This window comes from Stenotrophomonas sp. FR024, from assembly GCF_047500745.2.
GTDB classification, from domain to species: Bacteria; Pseudomonadota; Gammaproteobacteria; order Xanthomonadales; family Xanthomonadaceae; genus Stenotrophomonas; species Stenotrophomonas maltophilia_A.
Genome location: NZ_JAXAXM020000004.1, coordinates 13,028 through 38,470, shown reverse-complemented (window position 1 = coordinate 38,470; position 25,443 = coordinate 13,028). Strand labels below are relative to the sequence as shown.

General features: G+C 67.6%; 25 protein-coding genes. 13 read left to right on the top strand and 12 right to left on the bottom strand.

The window, feature by feature from the left end; genetic code table 11:
• Window positions 1-26: 26 nt before the first annotated feature.
• Entirely contained in the window at window positions 27-1,823 is a 1,797-nt protein-coding gene (locus tag ACMZ91_RS05845; RefSeq protein WP_049462091.1) for a DUF7844 domain-containing protein, read from the top strand.
• On the opposite strand, the gene ACMZ91_RS05840 is transcribed toward ACMZ91_RS05845, so the two are convergent.
• Complete coding sequence (locus ACMZ91_RS05840; RefSeq protein WP_414577734.1) at window positions 1,801-2,877, bottom strand: ATP-binding protein; 1,077 nt, start codon at window positions 2,875-2,877, stop codon at window positions 1,801-1,803. The two genes, ACMZ91_RS05845 and ACMZ91_RS05840, sit on opposite strands and share 23 nt — an antisense overlap.
• Window positions 2,877-3,593, bottom strand: a complete 717-nt coding sequence (locus tag ACMZ91_RS05835) for a response regulator (protein ID WP_020424480.1) — start codon at window positions 3,591-3,593, stop codon at window positions 2,877-2,879. The genes ACMZ91_RS05840 and ACMZ91_RS05835 overlap by 1 nt, the downstream gene beginning before the upstream one ends.
• 129 nt (window positions 3,594-3,722) lie before the next feature.
• On the opposite strand from ACMZ91_RS05835, the gene ACMZ91_RS05830 reads away from it, so the two are divergent.
• The 4 genes from ACMZ91_RS05830 (at window position 3,723) to ACMZ91_RS05815 (ending at window position 9,209) form a co-directional block, all read left to right on the top strand.
• Window positions 3,723-4,871, top strand: a complete 1,149-nt coding sequence (locus ACMZ91_RS05830; RefSeq protein ID WP_049462092.1) for an efflux RND transporter periplasmic adaptor subunit — start codon at window positions 3,723-3,725, stop codon at window positions 4,869-4,871.
• A 36-nt stretch (window positions 4,872-4,907) separates the two neighbouring features.
• Window positions 4,908-8,057, top strand: a complete 3,150-nt coding sequence (locus tag ACMZ91_RS05825; RefSeq protein WP_049462093.1) for a multidrug efflux RND transporter permease subunit — start codon at window positions 4,908-4,910, stop codon at window positions 8,055-8,057.
• Window positions 8,038-8,430: a nuclear transport factor 2 family protein gene (locus ACMZ91_RS05820; protein ID WP_032128783.1), complete on the top strand. Its 393-nt coding sequence runs from the start codon at window positions 8,038-8,040 to the stop codon at window positions 8,428-8,430. Before ACMZ91_RS05825 ends, ACMZ91_RS05820 begins: the two co-directional genes overlap by 20 nt.
• Before the next feature lie 83 nt (window positions 8,431-8,513).
• The gene (locus ACMZ91_RS05815; RefSeq protein ID WP_049462094.1) at window positions 8,514-9,209 is read left to right on the top strand and encodes a COG3650 family protein; all 696 of its coding nucleotides are present in this window, start codon (window positions 8,514-8,516) and stop codon (window positions 9,207-9,209) included.
• A gap of 50 nt (window positions 9,210-9,259) precedes the next feature.
• On the opposite strand, the gene ACMZ91_RS05810 is transcribed toward ACMZ91_RS05815, so the two are convergent.
• The 6 genes from ACMZ91_RS05810 to ACMZ91_RS05785 all read right to left on the bottom strand — a co-directional run bounded on the left by ACMZ91_RS05810 (window position 9,260) and on the right by ACMZ91_RS05785 (window position 13,355).
• A complete protein-coding gene (locus ACMZ91_RS05810; RefSeq protein ID WP_049462095.1) occupies window positions 9,260-9,793 on the bottom strand; it encodes a hypothetical protein in 534 nt (177 codons plus the stop codon).
• A complete protein-coding gene (gene yeiP / locus ACMZ91_RS05805; protein WP_005409468.1) occupies window positions 9,783-10,349 on the bottom strand; it encodes an elongation factor P-like protein YeiP in 567 nt (188 codons plus the stop codon). Before yeiP ends, ACMZ91_RS05810 begins: the two co-directional genes overlap by 11 nt.
• 49 nt (window positions 10,350-10,398) lie before the next feature.
• Window positions 10,399-11,169 carry an SDR family oxidoreductase gene (locus ACMZ91_RS05800; RefSeq protein WP_049462096.1) on the bottom strand — a complete coding sequence of 257 codons (771 nt, stop codon included), beginning with the start codon at window positions 11,167-11,169 and terminating at the stop codon, window positions 10,399-10,401.
• Window positions 11,170-11,269: 100 nt separating this feature from the next.
• Window positions 11,270-12,166 carry a hydroxymethylglutaryl-CoA lyase gene (locus ACMZ91_RS05795; protein WP_149909265.1) on the bottom strand — a complete coding sequence of 299 codons (897 nt, stop codon included), beginning with the start codon at window positions 12,164-12,166 and terminating at the stop codon, window positions 11,270-11,272.
• On the bottom strand, window positions 12,163-12,564 hold the full coding sequence (locus ACMZ91_RS05790; RefSeq protein ID WP_197655845.1) for a VOC family protein: 402 nt from the start codon (window positions 12,562-12,564) through the stop codon (window positions 12,163-12,165). Before ACMZ91_RS05790 ends, ACMZ91_RS05795 begins: the two co-directional genes overlap by 4 nt.
• Window positions 12,565-12,566: 2 nt before the next feature.
• Window positions 12,567-13,355, bottom strand: coding sequence for an enoyl-CoA hydratase-related protein (locus tag ACMZ91_RS05785; protein ID WP_107432688.1), 789 nt, complete (start codon window positions 13,353-13,355; stop codon window positions 12,567-12,569).
• A gap of 119 nt (window positions 13,356-13,474) precedes the next feature.
• On the opposite strand from ACMZ91_RS05785, the gene ACMZ91_RS05780 reads away from it, so the two are divergent.
• Genes ACMZ91_RS05780 through ACMZ91_RS05770 form a run of 3 tightly spaced genes read left to right on the top strand, consistent with a single transcriptional unit; the run spans window position 13,475 to window position 15,845 of the window.
• Complete coding sequence (locus ACMZ91_RS05780) at window positions 13,475-13,729, top strand: FeoA family protein (RefSeq protein ID WP_032128790.1); 255 nt, start codon at window positions 13,475-13,477, stop codon at window positions 13,727-13,729.
• Window positions 13,726-15,591 (top strand): ferrous iron transporter B, encoded by a 1,866-nt coding sequence (gene feoB / locus ACMZ91_RS05775; protein WP_049400127.1) that lies wholly within the window; start codon window positions 13,726-13,728, stop codon window positions 15,589-15,591. The genes ACMZ91_RS05780 and feoB overlap by 4 nt, the downstream gene beginning before the upstream one ends.
• Complete coding sequence (locus tag ACMZ91_RS05770) at window positions 15,591-15,845, top strand: DUF6587 family protein (protein WP_180837623.1); 255 nt, start codon at window positions 15,591-15,593, stop codon at window positions 15,843-15,845. Before feoB ends, ACMZ91_RS05770 begins: the two co-directional genes overlap by 1 nt.
• An 86-nt stretch (window positions 15,846-15,931) precedes the next feature.
• On the opposite strand, the gene ACMZ91_RS05765 is transcribed toward ACMZ91_RS05770, so the two are convergent.
• The 4 genes from ACMZ91_RS05765 to ACMZ91_RS05750 all read right to left on the bottom strand — a co-directional run bounded on the left by ACMZ91_RS05765 (window position 15,932) and on the right by ACMZ91_RS05750 (window position 18,308).
• Entirely contained in the window at window positions 15,932-16,393 is a 462-nt protein-coding gene (locus tag ACMZ91_RS05765) for a DUF4304 domain-containing protein (RefSeq protein WP_414577741.1), read from the bottom strand.
• A 116-nt stretch (window positions 16,394-16,509) separates the two neighbouring features.
• On the bottom strand, window positions 16,510-17,091 hold the full coding sequence (locus tag ACMZ91_RS05760) for an NAD(P)H-dependent oxidoreductase (protein ID WP_277779190.1): 582 nt from the start codon (window positions 17,089-17,091) through the stop codon (window positions 16,510-16,512).
• A 55-nt stretch (window positions 17,092-17,146) separates the two neighbouring features.
• Window positions 17,147-17,542: a MerR family transcriptional regulator gene (locus tag ACMZ91_RS05755; RefSeq protein WP_121503177.1), complete on the bottom strand. Its 396-nt coding sequence runs from the start codon at window positions 17,540-17,542 to the stop codon at window positions 17,147-17,149.
• A 4-nt stretch (window positions 17,543-17,546) separates the two neighbouring features.
• A complete protein-coding gene (locus ACMZ91_RS05750) occupies window positions 17,547-18,308 on the bottom strand; it encodes a 3-oxoacyl-ACP reductase (protein WP_414577743.1) in 762 nt (253 codons plus the stop codon).
• A 90-nt stretch (window positions 18,309-18,398) separates the two neighbouring features.
• On the opposite strand from ACMZ91_RS05750, the gene dapB reads away from it, so the two are divergent.
• The 5 genes from dapB to ACMZ91_RS05725 all read left to right on the top strand — a co-directional run bounded on the left by dapB (window position 18,399) and on the right by ACMZ91_RS05725 (window position 25,387).
• Window positions 18,399-19,118: a 4-hydroxy-tetrahydrodipicolinate reductase gene (gene dapB / locus ACMZ91_RS05745; RefSeq protein ID WP_414577745.1), complete on the top strand. Its 720-nt coding sequence runs from the start codon at window positions 18,399-18,401 to the stop codon at window positions 19,116-19,118.
• A 355-nt stretch (window positions 19,119-19,473) separates the two neighbouring features.
• On the top strand, window positions 19,474-20,601 hold the full coding sequence (gene carA, locus ACMZ91_RS05740) for a glutamine-hydrolyzing carbamoyl-phosphate synthase small subunit (RefSeq protein ID WP_042358678.1): 1,128 nt from the start codon (window positions 19,474-19,476) through the stop codon (window positions 20,599-20,601).
• Window positions 20,602-20,749: 148 nt separating this feature from the next.
• Window positions 20,750-23,992 carry a carbamoyl-phosphate synthase large subunit gene (gene carB / locus ACMZ91_RS05735; protein ID WP_049462101.1) on the top strand — a complete coding sequence of 1,081 codons (3,243 nt, stop codon included), beginning with the start codon at window positions 20,750-20,752 and terminating at the stop codon, window positions 23,990-23,992.
• A gap of 8 nt (window positions 23,993-24,000) precedes the next feature.
• Window positions 24,001-24,465 (top strand): transcription elongation factor GreA, encoded by a 465-nt coding sequence (gene greA, locus ACMZ91_RS05730; RefSeq protein WP_026347191.1) that lies wholly within the window; start codon window positions 24,001-24,003, stop codon window positions 24,463-24,465.
• Window positions 24,466-24,469: 4 nt separating this feature from the next.
• Window positions 24,470-25,387, top strand: a complete 918-nt coding sequence (locus tag ACMZ91_RS05725) for a phosphoglycerate mutase (protein WP_049462102.1) — start codon at window positions 24,470-24,472, stop codon at window positions 25,385-25,387.
• Window positions 25,388-25,443 lie beyond the last annotated feature (56 nt).

Here is a 25,443-nt window from a genome sequence, read left to right as displayed (position 1 = left end):
GTTGCCGGCCAGCGGCCGGCAACGCCATGACAACTGCAAGGAACGCAGCCACGCACGGCGTGGCTCTACTGCTGATCGCTCATGTCGCGCACGCGGCTGATCGCCTGCAGCTCGATCCTGCGGGGCTGAGCCCTGCACAGCAGCAGATGGCGACGCATACACTGACCGACGTACAGTCACTGCTGCCGGAGGGTCTGCTGCGCGCTTTGCCGGCTCAGGTGCAGGTGCGCTGGAATGACGACCTTCCTGCCAAGGTGCACGGCCGCGCTTTCGGCGACCGCATCACGTTGCGCCGCGATCTGCTGGATGACGGCATGCCCGGCGCCCGGCGTGCGCGACGCAGCGCGCTGGTACACGAACTGACCCATGTTGCCGACCGTACGGCGGCGAACTGGTCGCGCAGTATGCGCTGGCGTGATCTGGCCGGATGGCAGCGCAAGCCCTGGCATCTCGGCCGTGGCGGCAATGACTTCCGAGACCGTAGTCCCGATGCGTATGAACTGAAAGATCCGGCCGAGTACCTGGCAGTGAACGCCGAGCATTTCGTGCTCGACAGCGAGTTTGCCTGCCGGCGCCCGGCACTGGCGCAGTGGTACCAGGCCCATTTCGGAACCCCGCCGTCGCTGCCACAGCCGCAGTGCGCTACGACGCTGCCCTTGCTCCAGGCCGAATCGGAAGAAGGCGCTGCATCGCTGCTGCACCTCGATCCGGCGCGCGTCTACGCGGTGGATTACCTGTTTGCCGAAGGCAGCGCGCAGCCGATGAGTCGCTGGGGCCACAGCATGCTGCGGCTGGTGATCTGCAAGCCGGGGCGCGCACCTGGGCAGGATTGTCGCCTGGACCTGGAATACCACCGTGTGCTTTCGTTCCGTGCCTTCGTTGGTGACGTGCAGATTTCCAACTGGCGTGGCCTTACCGGTGGCTACCCGTCGCGACTGTTCGTGCTGCCGCTGCAGCAGGTGGTGGATGAGTACACCAAGGTCGAGCTGCGCGGGTTGCAGTCGCTGCCGTTGCAGTTGTCGCCCGGCGAGATCGCCAGCCTGCTCGAGCGCACTGCGCAGGTGCACTGGAGCTATGACGGGCGCTATTACTTCGTCAGCAACAACTGCGCGGTGGAAACCGCCAAGCTGCTGCAGGCGGGTGTACCGCGGCTGGGCGAGGCCGGGCTGGCCCAGCTGAGTCCGCGTGGTTTGAAGCGTCGGCTGTCGCAGCTGCATGTGCTGGACGAGCAGGTACTCACGGACCGCAATGCAGCACAGGCGCAGGGTTACTACTTCGCCTCGGCACGCGATCACTACCAGCAGTTGTTCGGCGTGGCGGCAGCCCAGCTGGCATTGCCCGCACGCGACGTACGCGGCTGGTTGAAGCTGCCTGCACAGCAACGGGCACCGTGGTTGCTGAAGGGCGACCTGCGCGCAAGCGCCGGCCTGCTGCTGCTGGAACAGGCTGCGCAACGCCGCGCCGAGCTGCGCGCGCGCGATGTGCTGAAACGGCGCCTGCTGGCCGCACCGGACAGTGCCGAAACCCGGGGCCTGCGCCAGTTGCTGGAGCAGGGTGGGCAATGGCTGCGCCCGGGTACGCTGCTGGCGGGCGGCGGCTACGGGTTGCCGCTGGCCGATGAGCAGGCGGTGCTGGCCGAAGCGGTTGCCACCGCCAGCGCACAGGCGGTGCCGGCCTGGCAGGCGCTGCGCGTACAGCTGCGTCAGCAGCTGCCGGAGAAGCAGCGCAACGAAATGGATGCGATCGACGCCAACCTCGCTGCGCTCGGTGCCCGCCTGCGGGAACAGGCAGCCACGCCGGCTATTGGCGCGGCAGCTCGATAACGAAACGGCTGCCACCAGCGTTGCCCGCCGTGCAGTAGACGCGGCCGCCGTGCGCGTCGGCGATGGCCTTGACCACCGCCAGGCCGAGCCCGCTACCGCCACCCTGGCGCGAACGCGAACCGTCGGCACGCATGAACGGAGAGAAGATGTCGGCGTGCAGCTCAGGGTCGATGCCCGGGCCCTCATCCTCGATCGCCACCTGCACATGGCCCGGTGTGTCATGCACGGCAATCCGCACCTTGCCCGGGCTGGCATAGCGGCGCGCGTTCTCCAGCAGCGCCAGCAGCGCCTGGCGCAGGCGGGTCGGGTCGCAGTGCGCGTTGTGTTCTTCGCGGCTGGTTTCCAGCTCCAGCACGAAGCCGGCGGCGCGGAACTGGGGATCGACCAGGGTCATCACCGAATGCACTTCGGCCACCACGTCGGTACGTGCGCGGCGCACGTCCAGCCGCGCACTGTCGGACAGGCTCAGCACGCGCAGATCCTCGATCAGTCGTGACAGGCCCTCGACCTGGGCGAGCAGGCTGCGGAACTGTGATTCGTCCGGCTGGAAGACGCCCTCGGCCAGGCCCTGCAGGCGGCCGCGCAGGATCGTCACCGGAGTCCGCAGTTCATGGGCGATGGCTGCATGCCACATCGCACGCTCGCTCTCCACGTGCTGCAGCCGCCGCGCCATGGCGTTGAAATCCTCGACCAAGGTGGCCACTTCGCCCGGCGAGTTTTCCTCGACGCTGGCGCGCGCGCCCAGATCGCCGCCGGCCAGCGCGCGCACGCTATCCACCAGCGAATTCAACGGTGACAGGATGCGGTGGGCGAGGCGGAACGAGGCGGCGATGGCCAGCGCCAGGCCGGTCAGGATCACGCCGACCATCCATGCCAGTTCAGGGCCGGTCGGCAGCCAGCTTTCCGGTTCCTCGGTAGTGCCGGGGAAGAATTCGACCAGGACCGCATACAGCAGCCACGATGACAGGATCATCATCACGATGACGCCGATCACCATCAGCGACATCGAGACGATGATGTGGCGGCTGAGCCCGGAGCGGCGCAGGCGGGCCATCAGCGGTCGGCCATCAACCGGTAGCCGACGCCACGCACGCTGGCCGGCACATTGACCATGCCCACTTCATCCAGCTTGCGGCGCAGCTTGCTGACATGGCTGTCGACCGTGCGCTCCAGCGCCTCGCTTTCCGGCAGGCATTCGTGCATCAGTTCGCTGCGGCTGAAGATGCGGGTCGGCGCCAGCGCCATGCAGTGCAGCAGCTTGAACTCGGTGAGCGTGAGCAGCACTTCGTGGCTGTAGCCTTCGCCTTCCACGTGTACGGCGTGGGTGGCCGAGTCGATCAGCAGCGGGCCCGCCCGCAGCGCGGTCGGGGCGTCCACGCGCGAGGCGCGCAACGTACGCCGCAGCACGGCGCGCACGCGCGCCGCCACTTCGGCCGGATTGAATGGTTTGACCACGTAGTCATCAGCGCCCATGCGCAGTGCGGTCAGCTTGTCCAGGTCCTGGTCCAGTGCGGTCAGCATGATCACCGGCGTCTCGCCGCGCTGGCGCAGCTGGGTCAGCACGCTCCAGCCATCCAGCCGCGGCAGCTGCACGTCGAGCAGGACCAGGTCGGGGCGGGCGCTGCGATGCAGGTCCAGTGCGCTGTGGCCGTCGGCGGCGCGCAGCGTACGCAGTCCTTCGCGTTCCAGATAGGCGGTAAGAATGTCGGCGATCTCGGCCTCATCCTCGACGATCAGGACGAGGGCGGCGAGGGCAGGGGCGGCATGCATGCAGGGGCGGGGCCTTAAGGTGCTTGCCTCCATCGTATCTCCACAGTTCCTCCATCGAAACCCCATCATCGCCACGCACACTGGGTTCTTCAGAACCTATCAGCCGCCCGCGCGGCATTGTGCACAGCAATGAGAACCTTCAGGACTCCGGTCGCGTTGATCGCGGCCCTCGCCCTGGCCATGACGGCCTGCTCCACCCCCGAAGCCTCGCCCGAAGCCGCACCCCGCGTGAGCGTGGTTACCGTCGGCCCGCAGGTGGTGCAGCGTGACGACGAACTGCCTGGCCGCGTGGCCGCCGTGCGCACCGCGCAGATCCGAGCGCAGGTGGGTGGCATCGTGCAGCGCCGGCTGTTTGACCAGGGCGCGGAAGTAGACGCCGGCCAGGCCCTGTTCCAGATCGATCCGGCGGCCTTCCGTGCCGATGTCGATTCGGCACTGGCCGCGCTGCAGCGCAGTGAGGCCGCCCTGGGCCGCAGTCGCGTGCAGTCGCAGCGCCTGCATGCACTGGCCGCGGCACAGGCCGTCAGCCAGCAGCATCGCGACGATGCCAGTGCCGAGTACGAACAGGCCCGTGCCGCGGTGAATGAAGCGCGCGCGATCCTGGCCCGTCGCCAGCTCGACCTGCGCTATGCCACGGTCAGCGCGCCGATTGCCGGCCGCATCGATCAGGCGCTGGTGACCGAAGGTGCACTGGTCGGCGTGGCCGATGCCGAGCCGATGGCGGTGGTACAGCAGATCGACCAGGTCTACGTCGATGTGCGCCAGCCGGCGGCCCAGCTGGAATCGCTGCAGCGCAGTGCTGCCGGTGGTGGCGAGCTGCCGGTGACGATCATCGGTGCCGCCGGCAAGCCGCTGTCCGAGCGTGGGCAGATGCTGTTCTCCGGCATCAACGTCGATGCGCGTACCGGTGATGTGATCCTCCGCATCCTGGTCGACAACCCGCAGCGCCAGCTGCTGCCCGGCATGTATGTGCGCGCGAAAGTGCCGCGGGGTGCACCGGCCAGTGCGCTGACCGTGCCGCAGCAGGCCGTGCTGCGCAGCGCCGGTGGCCAGGCCTATGCCTGGGTGATCGGTGGCGATGGCAAGGCGGTGATCCGCACGCTGGAGGTCGACGGCAGCGTTGATCGCCAGTGGCTGGTGCGCACCGGTCTGAAGGCGGGCGAAAAGGTGGTGGTCGAGGGCCAGGAACGCCTGCAGGAAGGCGTGGTGGTCGATGCGCGCGACTGGCAGGTGCCGGTCGCCAGCGCCGGCGCGGTGCAGGCCGGCAGCAAGGGCTGAGCCTTTCCCGGGCCAGCCCCTCCAGGAAAATCCAACATGGCACGTTTCTTCATCGATCGCCCGGTGTTCGCCTGGGTGCTGGCGATCTTCATCATCCTGGCCGGCGTACTGGCGATTCCGCGCTTGGCCGTGGAGCGCTATCCGGCGGTCGCGCCGCCCAGTGTCAGCATCTATGCCAGCTACCCGGGTGCCAGCCCGCAGACGCTGAATGATGCGGTGGTCGGGCTGATCGAGCGCGAGCTGTCCAGCGTCAAGCACCTGCTGTACTTCGAATCGTCGGTGGACACCTCCGGCGAAGCCTCGATCACTGCGACCTTCAAGCCCGGTACCAACCCGGAGCTGGCGCAGGTGGACGTGCAGAACCGGATCAAGGCGATCGAGCCGCGCCTGCCGCGCAGCGTGCGCCAGAACGGCCTGTTCGTGGAGGCCGCCGATTCGGGCTTCCTGATGCTGGTCGGCCTGCGTTCGCCGGATGCCAGCGTCAGCGAAGCCGCGCTGGGCGATTTCATGGCGCGCAACATCATCGAAGAGCTGCGCCGCATCGATGGCGTCGGCCGCGTGCAGCTGTTCGGTGCCGAGCAGGCGATGCGGGTGTGGCTGGACCCGACCCGGTTGACCGGCTACGGCCTGACCATGGGTGATGTGGCCACCGCCATCGAGCAGCAGAACCTGGAGATATCGCCCGGACGCATCGGTGATTCGCCGGGTGTTCCAGGCCAGCGCATCACCGTGCCGCTCAGCGCCGATGGGCAGCTGTCCACGCCGGAGCAGTTCGCAGCCATCGTGCTGCGCGCCGGGGCAGACGGTTCACGGGTGGTGCTGGGCGATGTCGCCCGCGTCGAACTGGGCGCGCAGAGCTATGCGTGGGGCACCCGCGAGGATGGCCACCCAGCGACCGCCGCCGGGGTGCAGTTGCGTCCTGGCGCGAACGCAGTGCGCACCGCGTCGGCGGTACGCGAGCGCATGGCCGAACTGGCGCCGCTGCTGCCGCGCGGCGTGGAGTCGAGCATTCCGTTCGACACCGCACCGTTCGTGAAGATCTCGATCCAGAAGGTGGTGCAGACGCTGCTGGAGGCCATGCTGCTGGTGTTCGCGGTGATGTACCTGTTCCTGCAGAACTGGCGCTACACGCTGATTCCGGCGCTGGTCGCACCGATCGCGCTGCTCGGCACCTTCGCGGTGATGCTGGCACTGGGCTTCTCGATCAACGTGCTGACCATGTTCGGCATGGTGCTGGCGATCGGCATCATCGTCGACGACGCCATCGTGGTGGTCGAGGGCGTGGAACGGATCATGGCCGAGGAAGGACTGCCGCCGCGCGAGGCTACCATCAAGGCGATGCGCGAGCTGACCGGTGCGGTGATCGGCATCACCCTGGTGCTGACCGCCGTGTTCATTCCGATGGCGTTGGCCAGCGGCTCGGTGGGCGCGATCTACCGCCAGTTCACCGTGGCGATGGCGGTGTCGATCCTGTTCTCGGCGCTGCTGGCATTGAGCCTGACGCCGGCGCTGTGCGCGACCCTGCTGCGCCCGAATACCCATGGACACCATGGTCGTGGCGGGCTGTTCGGTGCCTTCAATCGTGGCTTCGAGAAGATGACCGGGCGCTACCAGCGTGGCGTGGCCTCGGTGCTGCAGCGCAGTGGGCGGGTGATGGGCGTGTTCGCCGCACTGGTGGTGGCGCTGCTGCTGGGCCTGCACTGGTTGCCGGGCGCATTCCTGCCGGAAGAAGACCAGGGCTATTTCATGACCTCGATCCAGCTGCCGGCCGAAGCCACCGCCGAGCGCACGCTGGCCGTGGTCGAAGCCTACGAGCGGCATGTGGCGTCACGCCCGGGCATCGGCTCCAACCAGTCGATCCTCGGCTACAGCTTCTCCGGTTCCGGCCCGAGCGCGGCGCTGACCTACACCATGCTCAAGGACTGGGGCGAGCGCGCAGGCGCCACCGCGGCCGGCGAGGTGGAGGCCGCGCAGAAGGCGATGTCCACGATTGCCGAGGGCGAGGTGATGAGCGTGATGCCGCCGGCGATCGACAGCCTGGGCCGTTCGTCCGGGTTCTCGCTCGCCCTGCAGGCGCGTACTGGGCAGAGCCAGGCCGAACTGCGCGCGGCCCTGCAGCAGCTGCTGAAGCTGGCCGAGGCCAGCCCGCTGCTGTCCGAGGTGCATGCCGATGGCCTGCCAGCGGGTACCAGCGTGCGGCTGGATATCGACCGGGCCAAGGCCGAGGCGATGGGCGTGGGCTTCGAACACATCAGCAGCACGCTGTCGGCGGCAATGGGCTCGCAGTACGTCAATGATTTCCCCAACAAGGGCCGGTTGCAGCAGGTGATCCTGCAGGCCGATGCACCCCACCGGATGGAACTGGAGGACGTGCTGAAGCTGTACGTTCGCAACAGCGAAGGCGGCATGGTGGCGTTGTCCGAGCTGGTGACCCCGCACTGGACCGAGGCACCGCTGCAGCTGCAGCGCTATCTCGGTTTCCCGGCGCTGAACCTGTCCGGCGCACCGGCATCCGGTGTTTCGACCGGCCAGGCGATGGCGGAGATGGAGCGGTTGGCGGAGAAGCTGTCGTCCGGCTTCGCCCTGCAGTGGACCAGCCAGTCGCTGCAGGAGCGCGAATCCGGTGCGCAGGCACCGTGGCTGTTGCTGCTGTCGATGCTGGTGGTGTTCCTGGTGCTGGCGGCGCTGTACGAGAGCTGGTCGATTCCGCTGGCGGTGATGCTGGTGGTGCCTTTGGGCCTGCTCGGCGCGGTCGCCGCCGTGTTGTTGCGCGGCATGCCCAACGACGTGTTCTTCAAGGTCGGCATGATCACCGTGATCGGGCTGTCGGCGAAGAACGCGATCCTCATCGTCGAGTTCGCACGCCAGCTGCAGCAGCAGGGCCGTGGCCTGGTCGAAGCGGCCTTGGAGGCGGCACGGCTGCGCCTGCGGCCGATCGTGATGACCTCGCTGGCGTTCGCGCTGGGCGTGGTGCCGCTGATGCTGGCACAGGGCGCGTCGAAGGAAACCCAGCAGGCGATTGGAACCGGTGTGTTCGGCGGCATGGTCAGTGCGACCGTGCTGGCGGTGTTCTTCGTACCGGTCTTCTATGTAGTAGTGCAGGGCGCGCGGCAGTGGATCGCGCAACGCCTGCGCAGGCGCCGGCCGATGCCGGAAGGATCCGTGGATGGAACGGGACATCGTTGAAGACCTGCATGAGCGGCAGCTGGCAGCGCTGGAACAGCGCCTGCGGCAGGCATTGCTGGATGACGACCACGATGCGCTGACCGCGCTGGTATCGCCGGCCTTGTTCATGATGGATGGGCAGGGCGGGCGCATGCTCGATCTGCCCTGGCTGGGCGACTGGCTGGCCGGGAACCTGCGGGTGAGCAGCCTGCAATCGTACGCGGTGGAAACGCTGCTGTGCGGACGCCTGGCATTGTTGTCCAGTGACGTGCGCTTGTCGGTGCGCGGGCAGGGCCAGGAGCGCGAGCTGAAACTGCGCCTGCTGCGGGTCTGGACCTGCAGTTCCGGCGACAGCGGCGCGCAGCTGCTGTCGATGGCGGTACTGGCCGCATGAACGCGGTCAGGCCGCTTTCAGGCCCCGCTCACCGGCAGGTGGTAGGGTCGAAGATCTCTGTAGTGTCGACAAGGAGTCGAGCCATGCGTGTAGTCCCCAGTCTGTTGGCAGCCTCCCTCGGGTTGGTCCTGGCCGCGTGCCAGCCGGCACAGCCACCCGCTGCGGGCGGCACTGATTCCGCGCCGCCGGCCGCGCCCGAACCGGCTGCCAGCACCGGCGCCGGTACCGGCAGCGAGACCATGTACCGGTGTGGTGATCTGAACGTGCGCGCGACCTTCAATGGCGAGGATGCGGCGACGGTAGTGATCGGCGAACGTACCTTCGCCATGACTTCCGAGCGTGCGGCGTCGGGCGCGAAGTATGGCGATGGCCAGGGCAACAGCTTCTGGACCAAGGGCAGCGATGACGGCCTGTTGAGCCTGAAGGGCGAAGCCGATCGCGAGTGCCATGCGGTCGAAGCCACCGAAGGCGATGGCAGCGCCGGCAATGCCGCGTTCCGTGCCACCGGCAATGAACCCGGCTGGCTTGCAGTCGTTGACGGCGATGCGCCGGGCCTGCAGGTGGAAGTCGATTACGGCGAGCGCCGCTTCGATGTGGCCAAGCCCACCGAGGGGGCCGACGGATGGAGTGGCAAGGCGTCCGACGGTACCGACGTCAAGCTCAGCTTCCAGCGCACCACCTGCCAGGACGACATGAGTGGTGAGGCGTTCGAGGCCAAGGTGAACCTGACCATCGGCACCCGCCAGTACCACGGCTGCGGCAATTTCGGCGCGAAGTAACGCCCGATTCCGCGGATCGGTGACGCCGGGCCATGCCCGGCGTGCATCGATCAGCCCCCGCAGGGCTTCAGGTCGAGATCGAAGTCCAGGTCATAGCGGCCGTTGATCCCGATCAGCGCTGCGCGGACAGCGCAGTCACCGCGATGACGCGCGACCAGATCGGTGAAGATCTTCTCGCGGCCCTCGCAGTACTTCGCGCTGGCCTCTTCCAGTTCGCGGCGACGCTCGTCGTCGTACGGCTCTTCGCCGGCGAAATGCTGGCAGGTGTTCTCGCGCGCGAGGAAGGCCTGCACGTCGGCCGGCATCGCGCAGTAGATGCGCACGTCGTCGACGTCATACACATCCTCCGGGACCGGACAGCCTGCGGCTGCACGTACCTTGTCCAGGTCCTCTTCGCCTGAGGGCTGCTCGGTAGCGGGCTCCGCTTCGGCGATGGCCTCCACGGCGGCCGGTGCCTTCACCGCTGGTGCGGCGGTCACGGCCGGTTCGGCTGGCGTGGCGTCGGCAGCATTGTCCGCTGCCTGCGGCGAACATGCCGCAAGCAGGGACAGGCAACCGATCAGCGCAAGGCGCTTAGTCGGCACGGCCAGCGAACTCGCCGGTGGCGGTGTTCACCAGCACGCGCTCGCCGTTGACGATGTACTCCGGCACCATGATTTCGATGCCGGTGTTGAGCTTGGCCGGCTTCGGGCGCTTGGTGGCGGTGCCGCCCTTCAGTTCCGGCGGGGTTTCAATCACTTCCAGCACCACCGAGGCCGGCAGCTGGATCGCCACCGGCTGCTCGTCGATCACCTGCACGTAGATGCCGGTCAGGCCGTCGGTGATGTAGCCGGCGTCGTCGCCGATCACGTCCGCGTCCAGGGTGTACGGGGTGTAGTCCTCGTCATCGAGGAACACGAACGCATCGCCGTCCTTGTACGAATAGGTGGACTGGCGGCGCAGCAGTTCGACCTCGACCAGGTTGTCGTCGGCATCGAAGCTGGCATCGAGCTTGTTGCCGCCCGGCACGCTGTACATGATGAAGCGGAAGCGGACGTTGCCGCCGCGACCCTGCGGCGAGCTGCGCTCGATGTCGCGGATCTGGTACACGCCGTTGTTGTACTCGACGACGTTGCCCTTCTTGATGTCGTTGGCTTTCATGGTGATCTAGGTCGTTGGGGGAGGGCGCCGTCCCGGCGCCCGGGGGGAATCACTTCGGAGCGAGGCGGGTAGCGCCGTCCAGGCGGATGGTCTCGCCATTGAGGTAGGTGTTGCCGAGGATGAAGCCGACCAGGCTGGCGAAGTCTTCCGGCTTGCCCAGGCGCGACGGGAACGGGATCGACGCGGCCAGCGACTGCTGCACCGCCTCGGGCATGCCATCGACCATCGGCGTCCAGAACACGCCCGGGGCGATGGTGTTGACGCGGATGCCGAAGCGCGACAGTTCGCGCGCCATCGGCAGCGTCATCGACACCACGCCGCCCTTGCTGGCGGCGTACGCGGCCTGGCCGATCTGGCCTTCGTAGGCGGCGATGCTGGCGGTATTGATGATCACGCCGCGCTCGCCGTCGGTGCCGGCCTCGTTGTACTGCATGCGGTTGGCCGCGGCCTTTGCAACGTTGAAGCTACCGACCAGGTTGACCATCACCGTGCCCTGGAAGCCGGCCAGCGGCATCGGCCCTTCTTTGCCCAGCACGCGGCCGGCGCCGAGGATGCCGGCGCAGTTCATCGCCACGTTCAGGCCACCGAGGAACTCGTGGGCCTGGTCGATGGCTGCCGAAACGGCCGCTTCATCGCTGACGTTGACGTTGAAATAGCGGGCCTTGTCGGCACCCAGCCCGGCAACGGCGGCAGCACCCTTGTCGTCGTTGAGGTCGAACAGGGCCACCTTGCCGCCCTGGGCGACGAGGTGCTGGGCCACGGCCAGGCCGAGGCCGGAGACGCCGCCAGTGATCACGGCACGTACGGAAGACAGCTGCATTGAACGGTCCTGCAGGTTCGAGAACCGCCGATTCTAACGGAAGCCGTGACCGCCGCTGTTGTGCACTGCGCCGCCGGTGCAGGGCGGCGCAGTGCGGCGGTCAGCCGGCGGCGGCCAGCGCCTGCCCGGTGCGGCTGGCGGTGGCGCGTCCGAGCAGGCCGGCCAGCCAGCGGCCGGTTTCGGCCAGTGCCGGCAGGTCCACGCCGCTGTCCAGGCCCAGGCCCTGCAGCAGGTAGACCACGTCCTCGCTGGCGACATTGCCGCTGGCGCCCTTCGCGTACGGGCAACCACCGGCGCCGGAGACGGCGCTGTCGACCACGCGCACGCCTTCTTCCAGGCAGGTGGCGATGTTGGCGATGGCCTGGCCATAGGTGTCGTGGAAGTGCACTGCCAGTGCGGCCATCGGAATCTCGGCGGCAACCGCCTGCAGCATTGCCCGGGCCTTGCGCGGGGTGCCGACGCCGATGGTGTCGCCCAGCGAGATTTCGTAACAGCCCATCTGGTGCAGGGCACGCGCCACCCGCACCACGTCGGCCAGTGGCACCTCGCCCTGGTAGGGGCAGCCGAGCACGGTGGAGACATAGCCGCGCACGCGCACGCCATCGGCGGCGGCGCGGCGCAGGATCGGCTCGAACCGGGCCAGCGATTCGTCGATGCCGGCATTGGTGTTGGTGCGGTTGAACGCCTCCGAAGCGGCGGTGAACACCGCCACTTCCTCCACGCCCACCGCACGGGCGCGGTCGTAGCCCTGTTCGTTCGGCACCAGCACCGGGTAGTGGATGCCGGGCTGGCGCTGGATGCCGGCATAGACCTCGGCGGCGTCGGCCAACTGCGGGATCCACTTCGGGCTGACGAAGCTGGTCGCCTCGATGCTGCGCAGGCCGGTGGCCGACAGGCGGTTGATCAGTTCGATCTTGTCGGCGGTGGACACCGACTGCTTTTCGTTCTGCAGACCGTCACGCGGGCCGACCTCGACGATGCGGACGTAGTCGCTCATGCGGCCACCTCGTCGGCAGGGCGGTGGCAGACCGCCTCGATGTTGTTGCCATCCGGGTCGAGCACGAAGGCGCCGTAGTAGTCGGGGTGGTACCACGGGCGCAGGCCCGGCGCGCCGTTGTCGCGACCGCCGGCGGCGAGGGCAGCGGCATGGAAGGCGTCCACCTGGGTGCGGCTGGCGCAGGCGAAGGCCACGTGCACACCGTGGCTGGCGGTGGCGCCATTGCCGAGCCAGAAGAACGGCTTGCCCTCGCTGCCGAAGCCGATGTGGTCGTGCGCGCCGGTCTGTTCGGCGGTGACTTCCATCACCACGCCGATCTGCAGCGGCGCCAGCGCCTGCAGGAAGAAGGTCTTGCTGCGCGCCAGGTCGGCGCTGGTCAAACCAAGATGATCGAGCATGTTCAGGCTTCCGTGACCCAGTGGGGCGCGCGCTTGTCGAGGAAGGCGCCCAGGCCTTCCTGGCCCTCGGCGGACACCCGCAGGCGCGCGATCAGGGCGGCATTATCGCGATCCAGGGCATCGCGGTCATGGCTGTCACGCACCTGCCGCACCAGCTGCTTGGCGCTGGAAGAAGCGATCGGGCCGGCCTTGTCGAGCAGGGCCAGCTGGCGTTGCACGGCCTCGTCCAGGCGTTCCGGCTCGACCAGCTGGTGGACCAGGCCGATGCGCAGTGCGGTCTCGGCATCGAAGTGCTCGCCGGTGGCGAACCAGCGACGGGCCTGGCGCGGGCCGATGGCCTCGATCACGTAGGGCGAGATCACCGCCGGCAGCAGGCCGAGGCGGCTTTCGGTCAGGCCGAAGCGCGCCGCGGTGCTGGCGATGGCGATGTCGCAGCAGGCGACCAGGCCGACGCCGCCACCGAAGGCCGCGCCGTGGACCCGGGCCAGGGTCGGCTTGGGCAGCTCGTCCAGGGTGCGCATCAGCCGCGCCAGGGCCAGCGAGTCCTCGCGGTTGTCGGCCTCGCTGGCGGCGGCCATGCCGCGCATCCACTGCATGTCGGCGCCGGCCGAGAAGGAGGCGCCGTGGCCGGCCACCACTACCGCGCGCACCGCGTCGTCGCGTCCGGCGGCTTCGAGGGCGGCGGTCAGCCGCGCTATCAAGCCGGCGTCAAAGGCATTGTGCAGCTCGGGCCGGTTCAGCCAGAGGGTGAGGACGGCGCCGCTGCGCTCGATCTGCAAAGCATCGTTCATGGGATTCCAGGGTCACTCCATACCTGTATGGATCATAGCGGGCCATTGGTCATGGGCCATGACGCGACGCGGGAATGTTAGAATCGAGAACCATTTACATCCAGCAGAGAATGCGCTAGATGACGCTGTCCGAACTGCCGCTGCACGCCTCGGCCGTGGTCGAGTCCGTGCAGGACCTCCATGCCAACGATGCCATCGCCCGTCGCCTGCGCGAGCTGGGTTTCGTGAAGGGCGAGGAAGTGCGCCTGGTGGCCAAGGGCCCGGTCGGTGGCGAGCCGCTGCTGGTGCAGGTCGGGTTCACCCGGTTTGCGCTGCGTATCAGTGAAGCCAAGCGCGTCGTGGTCGACGCCAACCGCCAGGAGCGTCGCGCATGACCGCTGCAACTTCTACCGCGCCCCTGCGCATTGCGCTGGTCGGTAACCCCAACAGTGGCAAGACCGCGCTGTTCAACCAGCTGACCGGCAGCCGGCAGAAGGTTGCCAACTACACCGGCGTCACCGTCGAGCGCAAGGAAGGCCGCCTGCGCGCGCCGTCCGGCCGCGAGTTCGCCGTACTCGACCTGCCGGGCGCCTACAGCCTGCACCCGGCCAGCCTGGACGAGGCAATCACCCGTGACCTGTGCCGGGGCTTCTACCCGGGCGAGGCTGCACCGGACGTGCTGCTGTGCGTGATCGACGCCACCAACCTGCGTCTGCACCTGCGCTTCGCGCTGGAACTGCGCGAGCTGGGCAAGCCGATGGTGGTTGCGCTGAACATGGTCGATGCGGCCCAGCGCCGTGGCATCCAGGTGGACGTGGCCGCGCTGGAGCGCGAGCTGGGCGTGCCGGTGGTGGAAACCGTGGCGGTGCGCAAGCAGGGCGCCAAGGCCCTGGTCGAGCGCCTCGATGCGATGGTGCCGCACCTGGATGCGCCGGTGCCGGGCCCGGAAGGTGGCATCGACTACCACGCCAAGGTGCGCGAGATCCTGTCGGTGGCCGTGCGCATGCCGGCACGGACCGCCAAAGTCGACGACGCGCTGGACCGCTGGCTGCTGCACCCGGTGTTCGGCCTGATCAGCCTGGCGGTGGTGATGTTCCTGATCTTCCAGGCGGTGTATGCCTGGGCGACACCGTTGATGGATGGCATCGAGGCCGGTTTCGCCTGGCTTGGTGCCTTCGTTGGCAGCGTGCTGCCGGAAGGCCCGTTGGCCAGCCTGCTGACTGACGGCATCATCGCCGGTGTGGGTGGCGTGGTGGTGTTCCTCCCGCAGATCCTGATCCTGTTCTTCTTCATCCTGGTGCTGGAGGAATCCGGCTACCTGCCGCGTGCGGCGTTCCTGCTCGACCGCATGATGGCCGCCGCCGGCCTGTCTGGCCGCTCGTTCATCCCGCTGCTGTCCAGCTTCGCCTGCGCGGTGCCGGGCATCATGTCCACGCGCAGCATCCAGGACCCGCGTGACCGCCTGGCCACGATCCTGGTGGCGCCGCTGATGACCTGCTCGGCACGCCTGCCGGTGTACGCGCTGCTGATCGGTGCGTTCATCCCGCAGAAGACGGTGTGGGGCGTGTTCAACCAGCAGGGCCTGGTGCTGTTCGGCCTGTATGCGGCGGGCATCCTCAGTGCGCTGGCGATGTCGTGGATCATGAAGAAGTGGCGCCGCGACAAGAGCGAGCACCCGCTGATGCTGGAGCTGCCGTCATACCGCCTGCCGCACGTGCGCGACCTGGCGGTCGGCCTGTACGAGCGCGGCATGATCTTCCTCAAGCGTGTTGGCGGCATCATCCTGGCGCTGACCATCCTGCTGTGGGTGCTGCTGTCGTTCCCGGCGGCTCCGGCCGGCGCCACCATGCCGGCCATCGATTACAGCTATGCGGGCCAGATCGGCCATGCGATGGCGGTGTTCTTCGCGCCGCTGGGCTTCAACTGGCAGATCTGCATTGCGCTGATTCCGGGCCTGGCCGCGCGCGAAGTGGCGGTGTCCTCGCTGGCGACCGTGTACGCGCTGTCCGCAGCCGATGACGATGCCGCCAGCCAGGCACTGACCCCGCTGATCAGCGACGGCTGGTCGCTGGCCACCGCGCTGTCGCTGCTGGTCTGGTACATCTACGCCCCGATGTGCATCTCGACGCTGGCCACCATCAAGCGCGAGACCAATTCGTGGAAGACGATGGCCTTCTCGGCGTTCTACCTGTTTGCTGCGGCCTACGTGGCGGCGCTGATCACCTACCAGGTGACCAAGGCGCTGGGAGGCGGCTGATGGATACCGGCCTGCTGATCCAGTACCTGATCATCGCGGTGGCCGTACTGGTCAGTGCCTGGGTGGTGTTGAAGAAGCAGTTCCCCGGCACCGTGCGCAGGCTGCGCGGGGCGCTGGCGCTGGCCCTGCTGAAGCCGGGCCGCGCCGCCTGGCTGCAGGCGCTGGGGCGGAAGATCGCACCGCCGGTGAGCGGAGGCGGTGGCGCCTGTGGCGGTTGCGACAGCTGCGGGCCGACGCCGCCCAAGCAGCACTGACGCTGCCTTGGTAGGTGCGAACTTCGCCCGGTGGGTGCGGGCCTTCGCCCTGTGGGTGCGAACCTTGGTTCGCACGCTCCCGGGGTTCAGACCTCTCTGCGGATGAGCGCGCGGAAGTTCCCGTCCTGATTCAACCGCCGCACCGACTCCCGGTTTCCATGGGTTGTCGCGAAGCCCGCCACGTCGGCAAGGGCATCGAGCAGCAGGCATTTCATCCCATCGCGATTGCCGGCCTCCAGCAGATCATCCAGATCCTGCTGGATGAAAGCCCGGCGCAGGCCGGGCGTCTCTTCGATCCGCCAGTCGACATGGGGCGTGGGAATGCTGGAGCGGTACCGGAAAGCCGTCTCAAGATCGTCAGGCGCGAGGGGATACTCGAGCAGCTCCGGAAAGTAGAGCCCGGCATTCACATAGAAGCCCCGGCTTTCACTGGCGCGTTGGTGATTCACGACAAGCAGGGCGGCATCCAGCAAGCGGTAGCGGGTCGTCGACGTGCCGGAAAAGCCGGCCTTCCTGGCGCACTTGCTGAAGACAGTCGAGGATTTCATGGGCTTTGCCTGGGCCGTAAGAAGTGCCCACAGCCTTGAGGCACAGTGCCTGGCGGTCAATTGGCAAACGCGACACATGGAATGTGGCCGGCATTTCATCCACGCATGGCGTGGATCTACCTGGCGCGTGAACCCAGCTCTGCTGCCAACGCCAGCCACCTGCTGCGTTGTGCTGGGGTACTGCTGCGCACCGCACCGAGACGGCTGACCCGCACCGGGCGGATGCCGCAGAATTCCAGAATGGTGGCGCGGATCTGGGTGATGCCCGGGTCGCGGTAGATCCAGCGGTAGTACCAGGGCGGCGTATCCAGCGTGGTGATCACCCGCGCGCTGCGCCCGGCCAGCAGCCGGTCCCACCACACCGAATCGCGCCGGTAGCGGAAGGCGTACCCCGGCAGCAGCGCGCGATCGAAGAAGCCCTTCAACAACGCCGGCATCGCGCCCCACCAGGTCGGGTAGACCAGCACCAGGTGATCGCAGGCCTCGATCGCATCGGCGGCGTCCTGCAGATCGGCTTCCAGCGGCTGGATCTGGCGGTAGCCATGCCGCAGCACCGGATCGAACTCGAGTTCACCCAATGCGATCAAGCGCACCCGGTGGCCGGCATTCTCGGCGGCGGTGGCATAGCGCTGGGCGAGGGCGCCGCACAGGCTGTCACGGTCGGGATGGCCGAGCAGGATCAGGATGGAGCGGGACACGGCAACCTCGGGCAATGGAAAGTGCGCGAGGCTGCGGTCTGCCCCAAGGGCAGAGTCAAGCCTGGGTCGTGCAGCCGCTGGGTTCCAGCACGCAGTCATTGCTGCCGGAGAGCAGCCACTGCTGTAGTTCGTCGCTGACCTGCTGCAGGTCGAGCTCGACCTGCGCCAGCCGTGCCCGCTCGCTGGCAATGCGGCTGCGCTGCTGCTCAAGCAGGGCCAGCACTGCCTGCCAGTCGAGCCGGCCGTCGCGGCCCTGCAGGCGCGAGATTGCCGCCAGCGTGATACCCAGCCCCAGCGCCTGGCGGATCAGCTGCACCCAGGCCACGTCCTGTTCGCTGTAGTCGCGGTAGCGGTTCAGTCGTGGCACCGGCGGCAGCAGGCCGCGCGCCTCGTACAGTCGGATGGCTTTGGCGCTGGCACCGGTCAGGCGGCTGACCTCGGAGATGCGCATCGGCTCAGTCCCGCACCAGTCCGCCATCCACCACCAGGTTCTGGCCGGTCACCGCGCGTGACCACGGGCTGGCGAAGAACAGCGCGGCATCGGCGAATTCGGCCGGGGTGGTGACGCTGCGCAGCGGGGTGTTGGCGGCGATGTAGTCGAACACCGCTTCGGGCGTGGCGGAACTGGCATCGGTGGTGCGCAGCAGGCCGCCGGACAGCATGTTGACGGTGATGCCGTGCGGGCCGAGGTCGCCGGCCAGGGTGCGGGTCAGCGACAGCAGTGCGGCCTTGGCGGCGGTGTAGTCGTGGTAGGGCACCACCGGGTTCTGGAACAGGTTGGTGCCGATGTTGATCACGCGGCCGAAGCGGCGGGCCTGCATGCCGGGCAGGGCGGCCTGCACGGTGTTCAGCGCGCCACGCACGCTGCCCTCGAACTGCGCCTGGAAGGCCGGCCAGCCGATGTCGGCGGCGGCGTCGCGGGCATCGCCATTGAACGAGAAAGCGGCCAGCGCGTTGTTGACCACCGTGGTGACGCCCTGGCCGAAGTGGGCCAGCGCGTGCTGCAGCATCGCATCGACCTGGGCGCGGTCGGTGACGTCGGCCGGCAATGCGATCGCCTGTCCGCCCAGCTCGGCGGCCAGCGCACGTGCGGCGCCTTCGCTGCGGTGGTAGTTGACGATGACGCGTGCACCCTGCGCCGCGAACGCGCGGGCGATGTGCTGGCCAAGGCCGCGGCCGGCACCGGTGACCAGCACCAGCTGTTCGCTGATCTGCATGAGGGGGCTGCCATCCATTGCATGAAAGGGCATGCAGCGTAGCAGTGATGGCGCTTGCCGGAGCGGGCGTGCTGCCGCTAGCCTGCAGGCATGAACCAGACTCCCCTGCGATTGCTCATTCACGGTGCCTCCGGGCGCATGGGCCAGGCCCTGCTGCGGCTGGCCGCCGAACATCCCGAAACCCTGCAGATCGTGGCTGCGGTAACCGGCCGTGCGCCGACCCAGCGCGTGGTCGACGGCGTGCCGTTCTTCGCGGCCAGCGAACTGCCTGGCGCGCCGGTGTTCGATGTGGCGATCGACTTCAGCCTGCCGGAGGGCTTCGACCCGATGCTGGCGCTGTGCGTGGAGCGGGGTGCGGGCCTGGTCTCGGGCACTACTGGCATCTCCAGCACACAGCGGCAGGCGCTGGAGGCCGCGGCGGCGTCCATCCCGCTGGTCTGGGCGTCGAATTTCAGCCTGGGCGTGGCGGTACTGGACGAGCTGGTCGAGCGCGCGGCGCAGGCGCTGGCCGGTTGGGACTGCGACATCGTCGAATCGCACCACACGCAGAAGAAGGACGCGCCGTCGGGCACCGCGCTGACCCTGGGCGCGGCCGCGCAGCGGGGCGGGGCGGAGCCGCATTACGCCAGCCTGCGTGCCGGTGACATCGTCGGCGAGCATCTGGTGCAGTTCACAGGACTGGGTGAGCGCATCGAGCTGGTGCACCGGGCCACCAACCGCGACATCTTCGCCCGCGGCGCCCTGTTTGCCGCCCGCCAGCTGCAGGGCCGCGCCCCGGGCAGCTACCGGGTGCGGGACCTGCTGCAGTAAGGCGGTAGTGCCGGCCGCTGGCCGGCAGCTTGCGGGCGCCCGATGGTGTGGAGATTGCCGGCCAGCGGCCGGCACTACCAGGCGCCCGATGGCATGCAGATTGCCGGCCAGCGGCCGGCACGATCTGGCGGCGGACCCCGCATACGCCGCCGGATTGAAATGAATGCGCAATCGCCTGTTCATGAAGTGCGATAACCGCTGGCGCGAGCGCCCCGGCAGCGCTACAATTCGCACTCGCCGAATCACGAAAGCCGGACCGGTCCCAGACCGCACGTCCGCGCTTTTTTGCAACCGGATTTCCGTGAAGCGCAGGCGTGACTTCGGCAGCCCCCTCGGTAGCCAAAGTGAGATTCCCGTGACCCAAGCCGCAATCCTCGTCCTCGAAGACGGCACCGTATTCGAGGGCGAATCCGTAGGCGCGCCCGGCCTGTCCGTCGGTGAGGTGGTGTTCAACACCGCCATGACCGGCTACCAGGAAGTGCTGACCGACCCGTCCTACGCCCGGCAGATGGTCACGCTGACCTATCCGCATATCGGTAACACCGGCATGACCGACCAGGACAACGAAGCGTCCAAGGTGTGGTCGGCCGGCCTGATCGTGCGCGATGTTCCCCGCCGTCCCAGCAACTGGCGCAGCCAGGTGTCGCTGCAGGACTGGCTGATCCAGCGCGGCGTGGTCGCCATCGCCGGTATCGACACCCGCAAGCTGACCCGCATCCTGCGCGAGAAGGGTGCGCAGAACGGTGCGCTGATGGCCGGTGACATCGACGTGGAAAAGGCACTGGAAGCTGCCCGCAAGTTCCCGGGGCTGAAGGGCATGGATCTGGCCAAGGTCGTCACTACCGAGAAGACCTACACCTGGACCGAGGGCCAGCTGGACCTGGACGCGAACGCCTTCGTCAGCGTGCCGGCGAAGTTCAAGGTCGTGGCCTACGACTTCGGCGTGAAGACCAACATCCTGCGCATGCTGGCCGAGCGCGGCTGCGAAGTGACCGTGGTGCCGGCACAGACCCCGGCCGCCGAAGTGCTGGCACTGAAGCCGGACGGCGTGTTCCTGTCCAATGGCCCGGGTGACCCGGAACCGTGCGACTACGCCATCGAAGCGATCAAGACCTTCATCGACGTGAAGATCCCGACCTTTGGCATCTGCCTTGGCCACCAGCTGCTGGGCCTGGCCTCGGGCGCGCAGACCATGAAGATGGGCCACGGCCACCACGGTGCCAACCACCCGGTGCAGGACCTGGACAGCGGCCGGGTGATGATCACCTCGCAGAACCACGGCTTCGCGATCGATGAAGCGACCCTGCCGGCGACCCTGCGTGTGACCCACCGCTCGCTGTTCGATGGCACCAACCAGGGTGTCGCCCGCACCGACGTGCCGGCGTTCTCGTTCCAGGGCCACCCGGAAGCGTCGCCGGGCCCGACCGATGTCGGTCCGCTGTTCGACCGCTTCGTGGTGCTGATGGAGCAGGCCAAGGCGTGATCAGTACGCCGCCGGCCCCCCGGTGGCGTCGCGATGGACCGTAAACCCCGCAACGCTGCTGCCGCTGGCGCGGCGCTGCGGATCAAGATTCCTGATCGACAGCGTGCGATCACCCCCCTTGTCACGCTGTACTGACTTAGAGAAGAAAATGCCCAAGCGCACTGACCTCAAGACCATCCTCATCATCGGTGCTGGCCCGATCGTCATCGGCCAGGCCTGCGAGTTCGACTACTCCGGCGCCCAGGCCTGCAAGGCCCTGCGTGACGAGGGTTACCGCGTGGTGCTGGTCAACAGCAACCCGGCCACGATCATGACCGACCCGGAGATGGCCGACGCCGTCTACATCGAGCCGATCAACTGGCAGACGGTCGAGAAGATCATCGCCAAGGAAAAGCCCGATGCGCTGCTGCCGACCATGGGTGGCCAGACCGCGTTGAACTGCGCGCTGGACCTGGCCGACAACGGCGTGCTGGAGAAGTACAACGTCGAGCTGATCGGCGCCAAACGCGAAGCGATCCGCATGGCCGAAGACCGCGAGCTGTTCCGCGTCGCCATGGGTGAGATCGGCCTGGAATGCCCGACCGCCGCCGTCGCCCATACCCTGGACGAAGCGCTGGAGATCCAGACCCGCGTCGGCTACCCGACCATCATCCGCCCCAGCTTCACCCTGGGCGGCAGCGGTGGCGGCATCGCCTACAACCGCGAAGAGCTGGTCGAGATCGTCAGCCGCGGCCTGGAACTGTCGCCGACCACCGAAGTGCTGGTGGAAGAGTCGGTGCTGGGCTGGAAGGAGTTCGAGATGGAAGTGGTCCGCGATACCGCGGACAACTGCATCATCGTCTGCTCGATCGAGAACCTGGACCCGATGGGCGTGCACACCGGTGACTCGATCACCGTGGCGCCGGCGCAGACCCTGACCGACAAGGAATACCAGCGCCTGCGCGATGCCTCCATCGCCGTGCTGCGCAAGATCGGCGTCGATACCGGTGGCTCGAACGTGCAGTTCGGCATCAACCCGAAGACCGGCCGCGTGGTCGTCATCGAGATGAACCCGCGCGTGTCGCGTTCCTCGGCACTGGCCTCCAAGGCCACCGGCTTCCCGATCGCCAAGGTCGCCGCCAAGCTGGCCGTGGGCTACACCCTGGACGAACTGAAGAACGAAATCACCGGTGGCCTGACCCCGGCGTCGTTCGAGCCGTCCATCGACTACGTCGTTACCAAGATTCCGCGCTTCGCCTTCGAGAAGTTCCCGGCTGCCGACGCCCGCCTGACCACCCAGATGAAGTCGGTGGGCGAGGTGATGGCGATGGGCCGTACCTTCCAGGAGTCGGTGCAGAAGGCGCTGCGTGGCCTGGAAACCGGCAAGGTCGGCTTCGACCCGACCGGCCTGGACCTGAGCAATGAAGAAGACCTGCAGACCCTGCGCCGCGAGCTGAAGGCCCCGGGCCCGGAGCGCCTGTTCTTCGTCGCCGATGCGTTCCGTGCCGGCATGAGCGTGGAAGAGATCTACGCACTGTCGTTCATCGATCACTGGTTCCTGGACCAGATCGAGGAAATCATCGCGGCCGAAGCCGAAGTCGCTGTCGGTGGCATCGACGCGCTGGACGCCGCCCGCCTGCGCAAGCTGAAGCGCGCTGGCTTCTCCGACGCGCGCCTGGCGCAGCTGACCGGCACCAACGAAGCCGCCATCCGCGCGCTGCGTCGTGCGCACAAGGTGCGCCCGGTCTACAAGCGCGTGGACTCCTGCGCCGGTGAGTTCTCCACCGGCACCGCCTACCTGTACTCGACCTACGAGGACGAGTGCGAGGCCGCGCCGAGCAACCGCGACAAGATCATGATCCTGGGCGGTGGCCCGAACCGCATCGGCCAGGGCATCGAGTTCGACTACTGCTGCGTGCACGCGGCACTGGCGCTGCGCGAGGATGGCTATGAAACCATCATGGTCAACTGCAACCCGGAAACCGTGTCGACCGACTACGACACCTCCGACCGCCTGTACTTCGAACCGCTGACCCTGGAAGACGTGCTGGAAATCGTCGAACTGGAACAGCCGAAGGGCGTGATCGTGCAGTACGGCGGCCAGACCCCGCTGAAGCTGGCGCGCGCGCTGGAAGCCAACGGCGTGCCGGTGATCGGCACCAGCCCGGACTCCATCGACCTGGCCGAAGACCGTGAGCGCTTCCAGCAGCTGGTCGACAAGCTGGGCCTGAAGCAGCCGCCGAACCGCATCGCCCGCAACGACCAGGAAGCCCTGCTGCTGGCCCGCGAGATCGGCTACCCGCTGGTGGTGCGCCCGAGCTACGTGCTGGGCGGCCGTGCGATGGAAATCGTCTACGGCGAAGCCGACCTGGCCCGCTACGTGCGCGACGCGGTCAAGGTGTCCAACGATTCGCCGGTGCTGCTGGACCGCTTCCTCGACAATGCCGTGGAGTGCGACGTCGACATCATTGCCGATGCCCAGGGCAACGTCCTGATCGGCGGCGTGATGGAGCACATCGAAGAAGCCGGCGTGCACTCGGGCGATTCCTCGTGCTCGCTGCCGCCGTACTCGCTGTCGGCTGAAACCCAGGCCGAGCTGCGTCGCCAGGTGGTGGAACTGGCCAAGGCCCTGAACGTGGTCGGCCTGATGAACACCCAGTTCGCGATCCAGACCAGCGATGAAGGTGCCGACACCATCTACCTGCTGGAAGTGAACCCGCGTGCTTCGCGCACCGTGCCGTTCGTGTCCAAGGCCACCGGCATGCCGCTGGCCAAGATCGCCGCCCGCTGCATGGCCGGCAAGACCCTGGCCGAGCAGGGCGCGACCAAGGAAATCGTGCCGGACTACTACTCGGTGAAGGAAGCGATCTTCCCGTTCGCCAAGTTCCAGGGCGTCGACCCGATCCTCGGGCCGGAGATGCGCTCCACCGGTGAGGTGATGGGCGTGGGCCGCACCTTCAACGCCGCCTTCGCGCGGGCGCAGGAAGCCGGTGGCATCAAGGCACCGCCGGTCGGCAAGGCCTTCGTCTCGGTCCGCGATCCGGACAAGAAGCGCGTGCTGCCGGTGGCCAAGGCGCTGCTGGCGCGTGGCTACAGCCTGGTCGCGACCCGTGGCACCGCCGCGTGGCTGCAGCAGCACGGCATGGACTGCGAGATCATCAACAAGGTGGTCGAAGGCCGTCCGCACATCGTCGACTCGATCAAGAACGGCGAGATCGTCTACATCGTCAACACGACCGAAGGTCGTTCGGCGATCAACGACTCGTTCTCGATCCGTCGCGAGGCGCTGCAGCATCGCGTCACCTACTCGACCACCATTGCCGGCGCCAAGGCGCTGGTGGATTCACTGGAATTCCGCGGCACCGGCCCCGTCTGGTCGCTGCAGGAGCTGCACAAGGAGTTGAATGCATGAGAGCCCCCATCACGATGAAGGGCGCGCAGAAGCTGCGCGACGAACTGGATCACCTGAAGTCGGTCAAGCGCCCGAAGGTGATCGCTGCGATCGCCGAAGCGCGTGAGCATGGCGACCTGAAGGAGAACGCCGAGTACCACGCCGCGCGCGAGGAACAGGGCTTCATCGAAGGCCGCATCAAGCAGCTGGAAGGCGAGCTGTCGCACGCCGAGATCATCGACGTGAGCAAGCTCAATGCCGGCTCCAAGGTGGTGTTCGGCGCCAGCGTGACGCTGGCCGACGTGGAAACCGACGAAGAGAAGAAGTACCAGATCGTCGGTGACCTGGAAGCGGACATCAAGCTGGGCCTGATCGCCATCTCCTCGCCGGTGGCGCGCGCGATGATCGGCAAGCTGGAAGGCGATTCGATCGTGATCGACGCCCCGGCCGGCCAGCGCGAGTACGAGATCGTCAGCGTCAGCTACGTGGACTGACCCGGTGGCAACGGCGACCCTGCTGTTGCCGGCACGCAGCCGCTTTGCCGCGGCTGCGCTGCCTGATGACGTGGCGCGTGCCCTGGGCCGCGCCAACGCCTCGCAGTTCGAAGCCGGCGAGCGGGCACAGCTGCAGCGCCATTTCACGGTCGCCGCGCCGCACTGGCCGGTGGCCGCACTGAGCCGCCAGCGTGACGTCGGCGATGCTGCCGGCGCGTGCTGGTTGCGTGCCGATCCGGCCTGCATGGTGCCGGACATGCACGGTGCGCGGATGATGGCCTATGGCGAAACACTGCGGCCGACCCTGGCCGACAGCCTGGCCCTGCTGCCGGTGCTGCAGCCGTTGTTCGCCGATGCCGGGTTCGTGCTCGACGCGCCCGATCCCTCGCGCTGGTACCTGCGGCTTCCGATCGACCTGGCCCTGCCGGACTTCGACAGTCCGGACGAGGTGCTGGGCGATGACCTGTTCTCGCACCTGCCGGAAGGCGAGGGCGGCCGCCGTTGGCGGGCGCTGATGACCGAGGCGCAGGTGCTGCTGCACAATCATTCCTGGAACCAGCAGCGCGCCGCGCAGGGACAACAGCCGATCAATTCGCTGTGGTTCTGGGGCGGTGGCGTGATGCCAGTGTCGGTCAGTACGGCGCATGCGCAGGTGCGCAGTCGTGATGCCCTGCTGCAGGGCCTGGCTCTGGCGGCAGGCGTGGCCGTGGATGGCGAGCAGGCGGTGGATGCACTGGTCGACCTGCGCCAGCTGCGCTCTTTGCAGCAGCTCGGCAATGATGCGATCCGTCCGCTGCTGGCCGCGCTGAAACGTGGCGAGCTGCAGCGGCTGGTGCTGGATTTCGAGGATGGCCTGCAGTTCCAGCTGGATCGCGGCCAGCGCTGGCAGTTCTGGAAGAAGCCGCGGCAGCTTCACGATTGAGCGGGGTCAGATCCGTTTTCCATGGGAAAACGGCTCTGACCCCCGATGTTTGCCGG

Coding starts and splice junctions, on each gene's coding strand:
- ACMZ91_RS05845 (WP_049462091.1), top strand. CDS start 27: ATGACAACTGCAAGGAACGCAGCCACGCACGGCGTGGCTCTACTGCTG.
- ACMZ91_RS05840 (WP_414577734.1), bottom strand. CDS start 2,877: ATGGCCCGCCTGCGCCGCTCCGGGCTCAGCCGCCACATCATCGTCTCG.
- ACMZ91_RS05835 (WP_020424480.1), bottom strand. CDS start 3,593: ATGCATGCCGCCCCTGCCCTCGCCGCCCTCGTCCTGATCGTCGAGGAT.
- ACMZ91_RS05830 (WP_049462092.1), top strand. CDS start 3,723: ATGAGAACCTTCAGGACTCCGGTCGCGTTGATCGCGGCCCTCGCCCTG.
- ACMZ91_RS05825 (WP_049462093.1), top strand. CDS start 4,908: ATGGCACGTTTCTTCATCGATCGCCCGGTGTTCGCCTGGGTGCTGGCG.
- ACMZ91_RS05820 (WP_032128783.1), top strand. CDS start 8,038: ATGGAACGGGACATCGTTGAAGACCTGCATGAGCGGCAGCTGGCAGCG.
- ACMZ91_RS05815 (WP_049462094.1), top strand. CDS start 8,514: ATGCGTGTAGTCCCCAGTCTGTTGGCAGCCTCCCTCGGGTTGGTCCTG.
- yeiP (WP_005409468.1), bottom strand. CDS start 10,349: ATGAAAGCCAACGACATCAAGAAGGGCAACGTCGTCGAGTACAACAAC.
- ACMZ91_RS05800 (WP_049462096.1), bottom strand. CDS start 11,169: ATGCAGCTGTCTTCCGTACGTGCCGTGATCACTGGCGGCGTCTCCGGC.
- ACMZ91_RS05795 (WP_149909265.1), bottom strand. CDS start 12,166: ATGAGCGACTACGTCCGCATCGTCGAGGTCGGCCCGCGTGACGGTCTG.
- ACMZ91_RS05790 (WP_197655845.1), bottom strand. CDS start 12,564: ATGCTCGATCATCTTGGTTTGACCAGCGCCGACCTGGCGCGCAGCAAG.
- ACMZ91_RS05785 (WP_107432688.1), bottom strand. CDS start 13,355: ATGAACGATGCTTTGCAGATCGAGCGCAGCGGCGCCGTCCTCACCCTC.
- ACMZ91_RS05780 (WP_032128790.1), top strand. CDS start 13,475: ATGACGCTGTCCGAACTGCCGCTGCACGCCTCGGCCGTGGTCGAGTCC.
- feoB (WP_049400127.1), top strand. CDS start 13,726: ATGACCGCTGCAACTTCTACCGCGCCCCTGCGCATTGCGCTGGTCGGT.
- ACMZ91_RS05770 (WP_180837623.1), top strand. CDS start 15,591: ATGGATACCGGCCTGCTGATCCAGTACCTGATCATCGCGGTGGCCGTA.
- ACMZ91_RS05765 (WP_414577741.1), bottom strand. CDS start 16,393: ATGAAATCCTCGACTGTCTTCAGCAAGTGCGCCAGGAAGGCCGGCTTT.
- ACMZ91_RS05755 (WP_121503177.1), bottom strand. CDS start 17,542: ATGCGCATCTCCGAGGTCAGCCGCCTGACCGGTGCCAGCGCCAAAGCC.
- ACMZ91_RS05750 (WP_414577743.1), bottom strand. CDS start 18,308: ATGCAGATCAGCGAACAGCTGGTGCTGGTCACCGGTGCCGGCCGCGGC.
- dapB (WP_414577745.1), top strand. CDS start 18,399: ATGAACCAGACTCCCCTGCGATTGCTCATTCACGGTGCCTCCGGGCGC.
- carB (WP_049462101.1), top strand. CDS start 20,750: ATGCCCAAGCGCACTGACCTCAAGACCATCCTCATCATCGGTGCTGGC.